The sequence below is a fragment of the Paenibacillus chibensis genome, from assembly GCF_004001045.1.
Lineage (GTDB): Bacteria > Bacillota > Bacilli > Paenibacillales > Paenibacillaceae > Paenibacillus_AQ > Paenibacillus_AQ chibensis.
The window spans coordinates 44,518-60,066 of the sequence record NZ_BIMK01000043.1 but is presented as its reverse complement, the minus strand read 5'-3'; the positions used below and the strand labels follow the sequence as shown (position 1 = coordinate 60,066).

Annotated in this window: 10 protein-coding genes; all 10 read left to right on the top strand. The window is 57.0% G+C overall.

The window, feature by feature from the left end; translation table 11 throughout:
• The first annotated feature begins 7 nt into the window (after nt 1–7).
• Entirely contained in the window at nt 8–1,129 is a 1,122-nt protein-coding gene (locus tag PCH05_RS24865) for a deoxyribonuclease IV (RefSeq protein WP_127607017.1), read from the top strand.
• A gap of 50 nt (nt 1,130–1,179) precedes the next feature.
• Nucleotides 1,180–2,079: a formyltetrahydrofolate deformylase gene (gene purU / locus PCH05_RS24860; RefSeq protein ID WP_127607004.1), complete on the top strand. Its 900-nt coding sequence runs from the start codon at nt 1,180–1,182 to the stop codon at nt 2,077–2,079.
• A gap of 471 nt (nt 2,080–2,550) precedes the next feature.
• Nucleotides 2,551–4,950, top strand: a complete 2,400-nt coding sequence (locus tag PCH05_RS24855; protein ID WP_127607002.1) for a DUF8725 domain-containing protein — start codon at nt 2,551–2,553, stop codon at nt 4,948–4,950.
• A complete protein-coding gene (locus PCH05_RS24850; protein ID WP_127607000.1) occupies nt 4,947–5,876 on the top strand; it encodes an ABC transporter ATP-binding protein in 930 nt (309 codons plus the stop codon). The genes PCH05_RS24855 and PCH05_RS24850 overlap by 4 nt, the downstream gene beginning before the upstream one ends.
• Nucleotides 5,873–6,814 carry an ABC transporter permease gene (locus PCH05_RS24845; protein ID WP_127606998.1) on the top strand — a complete coding sequence of 314 codons (942 nt, stop codon included), beginning with the start codon at nt 5,873–5,875 and terminating at the stop codon, nt 6,812–6,814. Before PCH05_RS24850 ends, PCH05_RS24845 begins: the two co-directional genes overlap by 4 nt.
• Before the next feature lie 88 nt (nt 6,815–6,902).
• Nucleotides 6,903–8,576, top strand: a complete 1,674-nt coding sequence (locus tag PCH05_RS24840) for a DUF8809 domain-containing protein (protein WP_127606995.1) — start codon at nt 6,903–6,905, stop codon at nt 8,574–8,576.
• A 41-nt stretch (nt 8,577–8,617) separates the two neighbouring features.
• On the top strand, nt 8,618–9,607 hold the full coding sequence (locus tag PCH05_RS24835) for an AAA family ATPase (RefSeq protein WP_127606993.1): 990 nt from the start codon (nt 8,618–8,620) through the stop codon (nt 9,605–9,607).
• Nucleotides 9,604–10,536, top strand: a complete 933-nt coding sequence (locus PCH05_RS24830; protein ID WP_127606991.1) for a DUF58 domain-containing protein — start codon at nt 9,604–9,606, stop codon at nt 10,534–10,536. Before PCH05_RS24835 ends, PCH05_RS24830 begins: the two co-directional genes overlap by 4 nt.
• A gap of 35 nt (nt 10,537–10,571) precedes the next feature.
• A complete protein-coding gene (locus PCH05_RS24825; RefSeq protein WP_127606989.1) occupies nt 10,572–12,539 on the top strand; it encodes a vWA domain-containing protein in 1,968 nt (655 codons plus the stop codon).
• The gene (locus PCH05_RS24820; protein WP_127606987.1) at nt 12,523–15,459 is read left to right on the top strand and encodes a VWA domain-containing protein; all 2,937 of its coding nucleotides are present in this window, start codon (nt 12,523–12,525) and stop codon (nt 15,457–15,459) included. Before PCH05_RS24825 ends, PCH05_RS24820 begins: the two co-directional genes overlap by 17 nt.
• Nucleotides 15,460–15,549 lie beyond the last annotated feature (90 nt).

Here is a 15,549-nt window from a genome sequence, read left to right as displayed (position 1 = left end):
ATGGATTATGCTTAAAATCGGTTCTCATGTGTCCTTTTCGGACAAGGGACTGTTAAGTGCAACCAACGAAGCTAACACCTATGGATCGAGCTCGTTTATGATATATACCGGCGCTCCGCAAAACACGCGCCGCAAGCCGATGGAATCGATGTATCTGGAGGAAGGCAAGCAGCTCATGAAGGAAAGCGGCTTCGAGGAAATCGTGGTGCATGCGCCTTATATCATCAATCTCGGATCGTACAAGCCGAGCACGTTTGAGCTTGCGGTCAGCTTCCTGCAAGAGGAAATCCGCCGCACGCATGCCATCGGCGTCAAGAACATCGTGCTTCATCCGGGGGCATATACGGACAAGGATCCGGAATACGGCATTCAGCGGATTGCCGACGGCCTGAACGAGGTATTGAACGGCACCAACGAAACGGAAGTCCATATCGCGCTCGAAACGATGGCCGGCAAAGGGACGGAGATGGGCCGAACCTTTGAAGAAATCGCGAGTATGATTGAGAAGGTGGAGCATAACGAACGCCTCACCATCTGCATGGACACCTGTCACATCCATGATGCCGGTTACGATATTGTGAGCGACCTCGACGGAGTGCTGGAAGAGTTCGACCGGATCATCGGCTTGAACCGGATCGGTGTCGTGCATATCAATGACAGCAAAAACCCGCGCGGTGCGGGGAAAGACCGTCACACACCCATCGGCACGGGCTGGATCGGCTTCGACACGATTAACAGCGTCGTGCATCACGAGAAGCTTGCCGGTAGACCGTTCATTCTGGAGACGCCTTGGATCGGTAAAGACGCGAAAACACAGTCTCCGATGTACGAGATCGAAATTGCGCTTCTGCGCGGCAATGTGGCAGAACGCTTCGGCGCCGAGTTTATCAACCAGGTCGAGGACCTGCATGCCTTTTATGCGAAGCAGGACATCGACCCCCGCCAGTTCGTGCTGGACGTCTGGACGCTGCTGAAGAACGATGCCAAAGCGAAAAAGGCGGATTCCCGCGAGCCGCTGGAACGTTTGTACGATATGGTCGCCGAAGCGAACGTGTTCCCGGATCTCAGCGAGAAGCAGATCAATGAGCGTCTGATTGCTTGTCTGGCAGGCAAAGAGGCATTGAAATAGAAACCATATTTCATCTTAGAGAGATAGTATGAGGGAGGAGCAGGAGTCTCATGGAACTACATGTCAAAAAGAACGCATCATCTTCGCAAGCCCACCAAAACCGTGCGCGCATGCTCATTTCTTGTCCGGACGGACCGGGGATCGTTGCCGCCGTATCGCATTTTCTGCATCAGCATGGAGCCAATATCGTTCAATCCGACCAATATTCGATGGATCCGAAGGGCGGCATGTTCTTCATGCGGATCGAATTCGACCTGGCGGATCTGGAGCAGCGACTACCTGAACTTGAAAAGCAGTTCGCTGACGTAGCGGGCAAGTTCGGCATGGATTGGAAGCTGAATAATGTCAGCCGCAAGCAAAGACTGGCGATCTTCGTCTCTAAAGAGGATCATTGCCTGGTCGAGCTCCTGTGGCAGTGGCAGGCCGGCGATCTTGACGCCGAAATCGCAATGGTAGTCAGCAATCACCCGGACATGAAGGAATACGTCGAATCCTTCGGCATCCCTTATCATCATATCCCGGTAACCGCCGATACGAAGAAAGAAGCCGAGCAGCGCCAGCTGGAAGTCGTGGGAGATGACATTGATGTGATCATTTTGGCACGTTACATGCAGATTATTTCTCCGTTCTTCATCGAGCATTACCGGAACCGGATCATCAATATTCACCATTCGTTCCTCCCGGCTTTTGTCGGGGGCAAGCCATATGCCCAGGCGTATGACCGCGGCGTGAAAATCATCGGGGCTACCGCCCACTACGTCACCGAGGTGCTGGACGGCGGTCCGATCATCGAGCAGGACGTGCAGCGCGTGAGTCACCGCGACGATGTCAGCGAGCTGAAACGGATCGGCCGCACCATCGAGCGCGTCGTGCTGGCGCGGGCCGTCAAATGGCATATTGAGGACCGGATTCTGGTGCATGACAATAAAACGGTCGTTTTTAACGGCTGATTCGATTTAGCCCAAGAGAATACAGTGATACAAGCCTGCTTCGGAATGAAGCGGGCTTTTTTTAAATATCAGGAAGTTAGAACATCCGAAACAGGGCAAACCTGCAGCGCATGAATAACACCAGCGAAAGCGGTATGCCATCTTTGGAAATACGTCGATGGACAATTTAGTTATATCAGCAGGCATGACCTCGAAACCACCTCCTCGCGTTGCACCGTACAGCCTCTGCTCTCTTCGATCCCCGCTGCTGTGAAAGGTACTGAGGCGGATCATGATTTTGAAGAACGAACGTCAAAGCTTATCGGAATATGGAGAAAAACATATTTTTAGCACATGTACTAATTATTGTAAAGCGATTCGCCGAAATTTTTCTTTATAAAATTTTATGAAATCATGAAGTGAACTTAAGAAACGGAACGTCTTTAATATTGTAAGATCAAATCAAGCAACGAATAGAGAGGGGGAGAGAAGTTGTCTTTGATAAAAAAAGATCCCGCATGGACAAGGCTGCCGTTATGGGCACTCGCGCTGTTGCTGCTGCTGCTAGGATTTGGCGCCGGCGTTGCCCATGCGGAGGATAAGCCTTCCATTGCCGTGAAAAGCGAAGCAGGCTATAACGGAATGATGAAAAACGGAACATGGAATCCGCTGAAGCTTACTCTGACGAGCAATCAGGATTTATCGGGAGATATTGTGTTTCAGGTCATTCAGGACCAATTCGGCAACAGTCCGACTTCTTACGTGCAGCATGTCGAGCTGCCGAAGGATACGCCGAAGGAGGTTGTAATCCCCATTCCGGGACAGCAGTATTACGAAGCCAATAACGCCATCCGTTTTTACGAAGGCAGTGTGCAGAAGGGGAAGCTGATCAGCTTTTCTTCCGGCCAAGGCTATGTCAACGGCTTTGTCATTAATTCCATGAATGTCGCCGTCTTGTCGGATGATCCTGACGCGATGAACTTCCTGGCGTTGATCCAGAGCGGAAATTCCAAGATTAACGTCATGCATATGAAGCAGCCGGAGATCCCGGCGGATCCGATGCTGATGGACGGCATTGATGTAATGGTGTTGGACCGGTTTGCATCGGACACGCTCTCGCCTGCGCAGGTGACATCGATTGAGCAATGGGTCAAAACCGGAGGTCAGCTGATTCTCGGAGGAGGAGCCGCTTATCCGAAAACTTCCGCTCCGTTTGCTTCCATCTCGCCGGTTGCCTATCAAGGCACCTTCAGCGTCACGGAGCTGCCCGAGCTGGAGCAGCTTGGGGCATCGAAGCAGGGAAGCGGCAAAGGCGGCACCAAGCTCAATTTGGGCGGCGAGCTTACGTTATCCGATGCCCAGCTTGTCCCGGATGCCAACCTGCTGTATTCCGCCGGGGGCAAGCCGCTGTTCGCGAGCCGGCAGGTCGAGAACGGCAAGGTGCTCTATGCCGCATACGACCTTGCCCAGGAGCCGATGGCCTCATGGGCCGGAAATTCATCCGTATGGTCGGCCCTGCTTGGCAGCGAGCTTCAGGCGGATAACCAAAAAACGAGCCGCGGAAATTTCAATCCGATGATGAATCTGAACTACATATTGAACTTTTTTCCATCTTTGAACATGCCGTCGTTCCAGGTGCTTGCCTGGCTGCTGGTCGTGTATGCCATTCTCGTTGCGCCGTTGCTGTACCTGATTCTGAAGAGAATGGACAAGCGCGAATGGTCGTGGTGGATCATTCCGCTGGTTGCGTTGATCGCGAGCGGAACGGTGTATGCCATCGGAGCCTCGGATAAAACGAAAGAATTGGCCCATACGCTGAATGTCGTGGAACTGGACGGCAAGGGCCAAGGAAAGTTCAAAAGCGCGACGGCGTTCTTCTCGCCGGGAAGCGGAAACTATCATTTGGAGCTGCCTGCCAATTCCTATGTGACCGTTCAACGGGAAGGATCGTTCTCGGGCGGCGGGGACAGCCGGAATCTGGTGGAGACCGGTCCGAAGGAAACGGGCGTCGAGCTGCTGGACATGCCGCAGTGGTCCCTGGCCAAGCTGTGGGTCGAGCAGCGCAAGCAAAATGAAAATATGGGCCAGCTGGACGTCAGTCTCATGATTAACGCCAAGGGCGATATTGACGGGAAGGTCGTAAATTCGACGACGAAAAGCCTGAAGGATGCCGGACTTGTCGTCGGCGGGAAAATCTACTCGCTGGGAAGCCTTGAACCCGGCAAATCCGTATCCCTGGCAGCGGTGAAGCAGACGCAGTCCTACCGGGGCGGGAGCATCAGCATGTCTTTATTCCCGAATACCGGGGGCAATAAAGATCCTTACATCAGGGAGAAGGGGATGCTCGATAACTATCTCCAGAATTCGGATTGGTCAGGAAGAGATGCCTATATTTTGGCGTTCAGCAAGGATAAGCTGCTTAATTACCGCAGCGACGGCCGCGACATGGAAAGCGATCAGCTGAACCTGTGGCTGCAGCCGGTGCAAATCAGCTGGGTTCAAAACGGTCAGTTGAACATTCCTTTCGGTTTTATCATGCCGATCGTTAACCAGATTTCTTCACCGAACTGGTATCAGGAGCCAAACGGCATGAGCCATATGGAACAGGGCAGTGTCACCTTTGATTATGACGTTCCGGACATGAAAAGCATGACGGGCGGCACGCTGAAGCTTCAGGGCACGAATCCCGGGAAACAAACGGAATATTATATTTTTAATGATCATAAGCAGGACTGGGAGCCGATGAAGTGGGATGCCTCCAAGCAGTGGAGCGCGGCCAATCCGAATGAGCAGTATGCATCGCAGGGACGCATCCGTGTCAAAGTGACGGCCAAAGCGGCGACGGACCTTATGCTGCCTGAGCTTGCAGTAAAGGGGGCAGTAAAGCCATGATCGACATTCAGCATTTGAGCAAGCGTTACGGCAATTTCGATGCGTTAAAAGATATTAATCTATTTATTCCGGAGGGTACGGTCTTCGGATTCGTAGGCCCGAACGGCGCCGGCAAATCGACGACGATGTCCATTCTCGCCACCTTGATGCTTCCGACCTCGGGCGTGGCCAAGGTCGATGGCTTCGACGTGACGCAGCATCCGAAGGAAGTGCGCAAAAGAATCGGATATATGCCGGATTTCTTCGGCGTATATGACCAGCTGAAAACGACGGAGTATCTTCATTTCTACGGGGCGAGCTACAATATCCCGCGCGCTGAACGCGATCAGCTCATTCCGCAGCTGCTGGAGCTGGTGAACCTGAGCGACAAAAGCGATGTGTACGTGGATGGCCTCTCGCGCGGAATGAAGCAGCGTTTATGCCTGGCGCGCTGTCTGATTCATGATCCGAAAGTGCTGATTCTGGATGAGCCGGCATCGGGTCTGGACCCGCGGGCAAGAATCGAGATGCGGGAAATTTTGAAAGAGCTCAAGCAGATGGGCAAGACGATCATTATTTCCTCGCATATTTTGCCGGAGCTGGCAGAGATGGTGGACGAGATCGGCGTCATCGAGCATGGTCAGATGGTGGCGCAAGGCAGGGTTGCGGATATTCAGGCCCGTCTTCGCGTCAAAAAAGTGCTTCATATCCGTGTATTGGAGCGCGAAGACGAGCTCTCCGCCCGCCTGCAGGACGAACCGCTCGTATCCGCCGTGCTTTCGGACAATACAGGCATTCATGTCCATTTTGGAGGCGGAGACCTGGAACAGGTGCAGCTGCTGCAGAAGATGATTGCATGGGGCTATGGGGTTGTTTCCTTCCATGAAGCGCAAACCAATCTGGAGGACGTGTTCCTCGAAATCACAAAGGGAGGGGCTGTCATATGAACTGGAGCCGTAAATGGATAAACCCGGTACTGGACAAGGAATTCCGCCTGAGAATGCGGACGCCCCGATCGGCGATTTCCCTGCTGGCCTACATTTTGGTGCTTGGATTGATCGCGCTTGGATTTATCTACGTCACCCTGTACCTGGGGAATAACGGCAATCAGCCGTTCAATTCCAGCGCCGGACGCATGATGTTCTATGTGCTGAGCTTTGCGCAGCTGGTCTTGATTGCTTTTATGGCGCCAGCCCTGACGGCGGGCGTAATCAGCGGCGAACGGGAGAAGCAGACGCTGAGCATGCTGCTGACGACGCAGCAAAGCTCGGCCACCATTATTTTGAGCAAGCTGTTTTCCTCGCTGAGCTTCATGACGCTGATCATTGTGGCAACGATGCCGATTTACAGCATCGTCTTCCTGTACGGCGGCATTTCGCTGAAGCAGATGATCTTCATCTTTTTATTTTATCTGTTCGTGATGCTGCTGCTCGGAGCGCTTGGCGTTCTGTTCTCGACGCTATTTAAGCGGACGATGATCTCGGTTATCGTGACCTACGGCGTCGGGCTCTGTATTTTTCTGATGACGGGGCTGATTTATTTGTTCGCCATGAGCATCGTTCAGCGGCATCAGTATGCCTTGCAGCCCGGAACGGGGACCACATACTCCTGGGTCGGATACATTCTCGGCTTGAACCCTGCGGGAGCGCTGATCAGCTTGTTTGAACCGAGCTTTTCGAAATCGGCCTTCCTGCTGCGAAACGGCAATCTGAACTCCGATGCGCCGATTCAGCTGTGGCAGGAGTTTCTATTGGTATACACGGTGGTTATCATCGCCGCAATATGGATCAGCATCCGCCGGATTCGACCGGATGCAGGACGCAAATTCAAGAAGCGCGGGACTCAGGCTCTTTCCATGGATACAGGCGGGAACGATCCTTCCTGACAAGGAGCGTGTAAGTGAAGACGGCTTAATCAAGAAAAGCATGATGGGGCATTAACGATAAACAGGGACGCAAAAAGGAGGAGAGCTGATGGACGCCATTTGGAGTGCGGTCGCAAAGGCGCGGTCACGGCTGCAGATGTTCAGGCTGATCCGCTTTGCCTGCTGCGGGATTGCCGCCGGGCTGGGGTGTGCGATTGTGCTGCTGCTCGCGGCCCGGCTGTGGCCGATTGCGGGGTATCGCTTTCTTGCGCTGGGGACCATTGGAGCCGGCCTGCTTGGAGGTGCGCTCTGGGGCGCTCTGCACCGGGTAAAGGAGCAGGAGGCTGCGCAGGCCATGGACACGGCGACAGGCGGAGCCGAGCGGAGCGACATGATGGTGACGGCGCTGGCTTTTGCCGGGGAGGACAGCGCGGCAGCAAGGTGGCAGCGAACCCAGGCCGAGGCATATGGAAACAGCTTCGCCGCTCAGCTGAAGAAAAGGCTTCCTTACCCGAGTTACAAAAAAATAGCGGCAACGGCCGCGGTTCTGCTCGTCGCAGCAGGCGTGTTGTCCGTGCTTCCCAATCCCGCGGATGAGAAGCTGGCGGAAGCCAAGCGTCACAAAGAGTGGGTTCAGGATCAGAAGCAGCAAACGGAGCAGCTGGTTTCGCAGCTGCAGGCTCAGAAGCTGGACCCGGTGGTAAATAAGCCGCTGGAGGACTCGCTCAAGACGCTGCAAAAAAAACTGGCAGCCGAGAAGGATCCCGAGAAAGCGCTGGCCGAGCTGGAGAAAACGATGAAGGACATGGAGAAAATGGCCGCGAAGCAGGATGCCGCCGTTCAAAACCTGTCCGAGCTGGGCAAAAAAATGCAGAATGCCCCTCAGATGGCATCGCTGGGCAAAAGTCTGGCCGAAGGAAAGCCTGAGGACTTGAAAAAGGCCATGGAGTCGTTCAAGAAGCAGGTGAAGCAGCTGACGCCTGAGCAAAAGCAGAAGCTGCGCGAAGCGCTGGATAAGCTGGCAGAGGAAGCCGGCAAACAACCGGAGACCAAGGAACTGGCGGATGCTTTGAAAAAAACGCAAAAAGCGCTGACCGAAGGAACCGGAGATCAAGAAAAGGAAGAGGCGCTGAATGACCTGGAATCGGCGCTTGCCAAAGCGCTTGCGGCCCGGGCGGCCGCATCCAGCCAATCCGCAGCGGCATCCGCGATGAGCTCCAAGCTAGCCTCGCAAGGGCTCGGCCTCTCTACGCAAATGGCGGCGGCCGGCATGCCGGTCTCCGATACGTGGAGCAGCGGGGGCAGCGCGGAAGAGCTTGCATTGGGTGAGGAAGCCGGAGGAGCCGAGCCGGATGGCGATCCTTCATCCTCCCCAGGCAGCAGTGGAACGCAAGGGTCAGGCGCTGGTTCCGGTAACGGCTCTGGAAGCGGCTCGGGCGCTGGTTCCGAGAATGGTTCGGGCAACGGCCGCGGTTCAGGCGGTTCGGGGTCCGGAGGCTCCGGGGCTGGCCTCGGAGCTGGCGGGCGTGATTTGATCATGACGCCGCGTAAATTTGAAGGCTCCGGCAATAAGCAAAACGACAAAGGGCCGCTGAAAGGGCAGGGCGGCACGATCCAGAAGGGCGGAACCGCCCCGGCCGTGGACGGAGCCAGCCGTCCGTACGAGGAAGTGTACAAGGAATATGCGGCTGAGGCGAAAAAATCGCTGGGGCGGCAGGAACTGCCGCAGCAGATGCAAAGCCTGGTCGAGAACTATTTTACGGGGATTAATCCGAGTCCCTGAATCATACTCACCAATATTCGAGGAATCGGGAGGACAACAACATGCAGGAAACCGTAATCCAGCCTGAGGCCTGGAAAGAAACGATCTCTCGCGTACGCGGACAGATCGGCGAAATCATTGTCGGCCAGCAGGAGGTTGTCGAGCAGATGCTCTGGTGCATCTTTGCCGGCGGGCATGCGCTGCTGGAGGGGATTCCGGGGCTGGGGAAAACGATGCTCGTCCGCACGATCGCAGACACGCTGGACCTGTCCTTCTCTCGCATCCAGTTTACGCCTGACCTGATGCCGAGCGATATTACAGGGACGCAAATTTTGTCATTCGGCAGACAGGGCGAGACCGGGATGACGTTCCAAAGCGGGCCGTTATTCAGCAGCATCGTGCTGGCGGATGAAATCAACCGGGCAACGCCCAAAACCCAAAGCGCACTGCTGGAAGCCATGCAGGAAAAAACGGTGACGGTCGGCAATGAAACGCATCGGCTGCCGAGCCCGTTTTTCGTGCTCGCAACGCAAAACCCGCTTGAGAACGAGGGAACCTATCCGCTGCCGGAAGCGCAGCTGGACCGATTTCTTCTGAAAATACTCGTGCCGTACCCAAGCGCCGACGAGCTTAAGGAAATCGTGAGACGGACGACGTCCAACCATGCGCCCACCATCGTGAAGCAGGCGGGTCCGGAAGAGCTTCTGGAAATCCAGCATGGGGCCAGGGAGGTCCTCGTAGCGGACGAGGTGCTGGATTACGCGGCAAGGCTGCTGATGATGTCCCATCCGGAAGAGGGGACGGCTCCGGAAGGCGTGAAGAAGTACGTGCGTTTCGGTTCCGGACCGCGCGGCATTCAGTCGATCATTTCGGCAGGGAAGGTTCGGGCGGTATGCCAAGGCAGGATGCATTTGTCCCAAAGCGACATCAACGCCGTGGCCGTTCCCGCACTTCGGCATCGCATTTTCTTGAATTTCGAAGGACAAGCCCTGGGCATTACAACCGATCAGGTCATTAAGGAGATGCTGCAGGCGCTTGGAGGACGGCCATGAGCCCTTCCCATCTGCTGACGACCGACTGGATGGCACGGCTGGAAAGACTGGCGCTCGGCTCGGGCAGGCGCGTCGCAGGTACTCTCCAGGGGAAGCGCCGGTCCAGCAGGCTGGGCTCTTCGCTGGAATTCGCCGACTATCGTTCCTATGCGCCCGGTGACGACATCCGCCGCTTTGACTGGGGCGTGTATTCCCGCACCGGGAAGCCGTTTGTCCGCCAGTTTATGGATGAGCAGGAGCTGATGGTCAGCCTTTATGTAGATTGCTCGGCTTCCATGGATTTTGGGGGTTCTTCACCGGAGAGCGATAAAGGTGGAGGAAAAGGCGAAAACAAGCTTCTATTCGCAAAAAGGCTGGCAGCAAGCATCGGTTATATCGCCTTGTGTTCCTATGAGCGGGTGGGGGCCAGCTGCTACAGCGACCGCATTCAGGGCAGGCTGCCGGTTCTGCGGGGACGGGGGGCAGCGATGAGATTGTTCCAGTTTTTGCAGGATATGCCCCCAGGAGCCGAGGGCAGCCTGTCAACAGCGCTCAGGGAGCCGGGAGCCGTACCGCGTTTGTCCGGTATGACCTGGATTTTCTCCGATTTTTGGCTGGGCGAGGCAGAGTCGTCGCTCGGGAGCGTCCTTTCCCGGCTCGCAGGTGCCGGTCAGGAGGTCGTGCTCGTGCAGGTGCTATCGCCGGAAGAGATCGATCCGGAGCTTAGCGGCGACCTGCGGCTCATCGACAGCGAGCTGAATACCGGCAAGGAGGTTGCCTTTACCGGACGCGTGCTGCAGAGATACCGCGAGGAGCTGGTGCATTACCAGAACGAGCTCCGGCAAATGGCATCGGAGCGGGGCATATCGTATGTCGCGCTTTCAAGCGGCATGACGCTGCAGGAAGCGGTGTTCGGGGCTTTTGCCGGGGCCGGCCTTGTCCGTGTCTGACCTGCTCAGGCGTCGTAAGGAAAGGAGGGGATCAAGTGGGAATCGGTTCATGGCTCGGGTTGTGGTTCGGTCTTAGCTTACCGGCCATACTGGCAATGTATCTGCTGAAACGGAAGTTTATTGACACCCGGGTGCCGAGCCATTTGTTGTGGCAGCGAGTCCTGAAAAACCTGGAGGCCAACCGTCCGTGGCAAAAGCTGCGCAACCGGCTCCTCCTGTGGCTCCAGCTGCTGGCCGCTGCACTGCTTGTGTTGGCGCTGATGAAGCCCTTCTGGTGGGCGGCGGACGGAGGGAAAGAGCATGTCGTGCTCTTGGCAGACACTTCGGGGAGCATGAGTACGCTGAACGGAGCGGAAGCAGGCAGTTCCTCCGCTGACAGGCTGGAGCAGATCAAGCAGCAGATGAAAGATTATATGAAGCGGGAAGCGAAGAACAGCGAAATCACGGTGTTAAGCATGAACGCGGAGCCAAATGTGATCATTTCCCGGGAAAAAGACCGCAGCCGCGTTAATGAGGCCATCGATTCGTTGGAAGCTTATTTTGGCAAAGCCGCCTATGACGAGACGCTGTCGCTGGCTTCAGCCTTCACCCGCGACGATCAAGGCGCGGAAGTGGTCGTGTTTACCGACGGCCAGTGGAGAGGCAATCCCTCGTCCATCCCGTTTCGTGCCACCGTGCGGGTAATATCGCTGGAATCGGCAAAGGGAATGAACCTTTCCGTGCAGCAGTTTGGCGTCAAAGAGGAGCCGAGCGGCATGACCGCCGTAGCGGTTGTAAAAAACAACAGCGAGGCGGGAAAGCCCGCGGAAGTCAATATATACGGTGACGGCAAGCTGCTCAAAACGGCATCCGCCGAGATGAAGGCGGGTGCTTCGGCAACGTTAACGTTCAAGGGCTTGCCGGAAGCCGGAGTGTACAAGGCAGAGCTGGACGGCAAAGACGATTACATGGCCGACAACTCGGCATACGCTTTTTCGCGGCGGGCGGATACCGCCCGGATTTTGCTCATGACCCGCGGGAATTTATTTCTGGAAAAAGGACTTCAGCTGACGGGCGCCGAGGTCGTTAAAATGAGCATTCCCGAAACGGCGGAAGGCGCGGCTGCGAATTCGTTAAGCACGGCGCCGCTGCCGGAGAAAAAGCCGGATCTGGTGGTGATCGACGGAACGGTCCCGTCCTTTGCTTCCCAGGGGGAATGGAAAAAGCTTCTTGACAGCACCCCGGTGTGGACGCTTGGAGGAGAGGGCAAGAAGGTTGCCGTGAACGGCGCGCAGCCAAAGCTGGCCAGCCATCCGGCCAACCAGTACATGAGCTACAACGGCATCTATATCGGCAGCGTCATCGACCGAAAGCTGCCCGAGTGGGCTTCGCCGATCGTGAGCATCGAAGATCACCCTGCGGTGATCGCAGGAAGCGCCAACGGGGAGCCGCGGCTATCTTATTTGTTTGATCTGCAGGAAACGGACTTTCCGCTCTCTTCGGAATTTCCGATTGCGGTGCATGATGCCGTTTCCTGGTTGACCGGAAGCGGCGGCAAGAGCCTGGGCCGTTATACGGCAGGTACGCGAATTGAAATTCCGCTTGCCGCCGATGTGGTTTCGGCCCGTTGGGTTGCCAAAGACGGCATGGCTAAGGAGAGGAAGGTACCTGATCTCGAAGCGGAAGCCGGAGAGAAGGGGATCAGCGTATTGCAGCAGGTGCCTCCGGTGCCGGGCTTGTATGCATTTGAGCAGGTGAACGCTGCGGGCAAGAAGCTCGAATATCTTGCCGAATCGGCTGCGGACCCGTATGAATCGCAGTGGAGCAAAGATTCCGGCAAGCTGGCGGAGATCGGGAAAGGCGATAACGCCGGGGAAGCCGCCGGGGCGGCGACGCAGGCATCAGCTTCAGATGACCGAGAAGGCAACCGAAGCAAGGTACCGCTGACAACGCCGCTTGCGGTTTTGGTCCTGCTTGTTATTTTAGCGGAATGGGGGGTGTATCAGCGTGGGCGTTCAATTTAGCCACCCCTGGCTGCTGCTGCTCCTGGTCCCTCTGGCGGGAGTCATGCTGTACGCCTACAAATCGGATTTCCGATTAAACGGCGCACGGAAAACCGGAGCCGTCCTCCTTCGCTCCGCCGTTCTGCTGCTGCTTGTGCTGGCCATTTCCGGTATGCAGTCCTATACCGTTCTGCAGCAGAAAAAAATCGTATACGTGGTGGACAGGTCCGCGAGCATGCCGCAGGAAGGCCAGGCGGAAGCTTGGATGCTGCAGTCGGCAGGGGGCAAAAAGGAGGATGATGCTATCGGCATCGTTTCCTCTTCCCTGCAGTCCGCATACGAACAGAAGCTGCTGAAGCAGATGCCGCGCAGCCTGACGCTGAATGCAGCGCAGAATCCGGATTTCAGCAATCTGGAATCTGGACTGATGCTGGCGGGAAATCTGCTGGACGGACGCGCTGATTCGCGGATCGTGCTGATCAGCGACGGCAAAGAAAACGTCGGCAGCATGCTCGCTGCCGGACGGATGCTGAAAAATCAGGGCATTCCCGTCGATGTTCTGCCTTCGCCTTCGCGGCAGCTGCAGGATGTATCGGTCGAGGAGGTCAGTGTGCCGCAAAAGCTATACCAAGCGGAGTCCTTCTCGATTGAAGTTCTCGTGCGAAGCACATTTAAGGGCCAGGGAGAGCTCAGGTTATATGAGGACAGCCGCGAAATCGGCAGGGAGAGCGTGGACATCGCATCAGGCGACAACCGGTATGCGGTCAAAGCGCTCGCCAAAACGCCGGGCCTTCACCGATATCGTGCGGAAGTGTTCATGAACGGTGACCAGCAGTCGGCGAACAATGCCGGATATGCGTTTACGCGGGTAGACGGCCCGCCGAAGGTTCTGATCGTCGAAGGCAAAAAAGGGACGTCTGCGAATATTACATCCGCCTTGTCATCCGGTCTCGTGCAGTTTGAGGTGATGCCGAGCCCGGCGCTGCTGCCAAGCGAGATGGCCAAATATGCGGAATATGATTCGATTATTTTCAACAACGTGTCCGGCGACCAGGTGGGCGAGCGGCGCATGGAAATGATTGAGCAGGCGGTGAAAAGCTACGGCATCGGCTTTATGATGGTGGGCGGCGAAAACAGCTATGGCATGGGCGGATACTTCAAAACGCCGATCGAGCGTGCTTTGCCGGTATCCATGGACCTGGAGGGCAAGCGGCAAATTCCGTCGCTCGGTCTGATCCTTGTCATCGACCGCTCGGGCAGCATGTCCGGCGATAAAATGGAGATGGCCAAGGAAGCGGCCGTCCGCACCGTCGAAATGCTGCGGGCGAAGGATACCGTGGGCGTGCTAGCTTTCGATTCCAGCAATTGGTGGGTCGTGCCACCGATGCAGCTGAACGATAAAAAGCAGGAGGTCATTCAAAAGATTCAGTCGATCCAGAGCGACGGCGGAACAGACATTTATCCTGCCGCAGCCTCGGCCGTGGAGGAAATGCTCAAGGTTCAAGCCCAGCGCAAGCACATCATTCTGATGACGGACGGACAGTCGGCCGGAAACGGGGGCTATGGTGACCTGCTGGCCAAGATGGTGGATGAAAGCATCACGATGTCGACCGTGGCGGTGGGCAGCGATGCGGACGTCAACCTGCTGCAAACCCTTGCGGACGGTGCCAAGGGGCGGTTTTACTTCGCCCAGGACGAATCGACGATTCCCGCGATATTCAGCCGCGAGGCGGCTATGATCTCGAAATCATATATTGTGGACAAGCCGTTCGTACCGGCTCTGCAGGATCCGGGAGACTGGAAAGCCTTATTCGGGAACGGGGCGCCGGAAATTTACGGCTATGTGGCGACGACGGCAAAGCCGGCTGCCCAGACGGTGCTGTCGAGTCCGGAGCCCGATCCGCTCCTGGCCCGTTGGCAGTACGGTTCTGGCCGTACCGTCGCCTGGACGAGTGACATGATGGGCAAATGGTCCAAGGATTGGGTATCGTGGCCCGCCTTTTCCAACGTGCTGACGCAGATGGTGAAATGGACCTTCCCGCAGTTTGCGTCTTCTTCGTATCAAGTGAACACGCAGGTGGAGGGCAGCAAGGTCCGGTTTGAAGTGAGCGCCCCCGGCGGAAACGGACCGGAACAGCTGCAGGCTATCGTAACCGGGGATCAACTGAAGCCGACTCCGGTGGATCTGGTACAGGAATCGCCGGGCAGCTACAGCGGGGAAATTCATGTGGATGAGCCGGGCTCCTTTCTGATGTCGCTGCAGGATGGATCAGGCCAGAGTGTGGCGCCGCCAAGCGGACTGATTGTCCCGTATTCACCGGAATACCGGATCGAGACCGGAGACGCGCAGCAGGAGCTGGAGCGGCTGGCCGAGATGACCGGCGGGCGCGTCCTGTCCTGGGATCAGCCGGAGCAGGTGTTCGCCGCTGCTCCGCGCCCAAGCCGCGAGCCTCATGATCTCGGCTACGCGCTGCTTATCTTGGCCCTGCTGCTCTGGGTCGCGGATATCGCGGTGCGCCGCCTGGCCCTCCCATGGGACCGGATCGGCGCATCCGTGGCCGCCGCGATCCGGAGGCGGCCGCAGCCGGCCGGCGGGGCTTCGGCCCCGGACGCCGGCCTCGGCAGGCTCGCCGCGCGCAAGGAACGCGCGGCCGCCTTTTACGGCGGCGCAGCCAAGCCGCCGTCCGCCCCGGCGCCGCAGGCGCGCGCGGAGGGCGGCCCGGCTGGCGCCGGCGGGCGCAGCCCGCAGGAAGCCGGAGCAGAGCGTCCGGCTTCAGGCCCTGCGGCGGCAAGCGTGCAGCCGCAGGGAACGCCCGCAGACCGGCCGCCCGCGGCAGGGCCGGGTCTTAAGGCGGCGGCATCGGACAAGCCGCCGCAGGAGGAGCAGCGGTCCGCAGCGATGGACCGCCTGCTGGCCGCGCGAAAGCGCAACTCGCGCTAGCCCGGACTAACTTTGAGGCCATGAGCTTCGCCTATATGCCATAACCATAACAAGAGACCCGCAACGAGCATCGTGTCGCGGGTCTCTTTG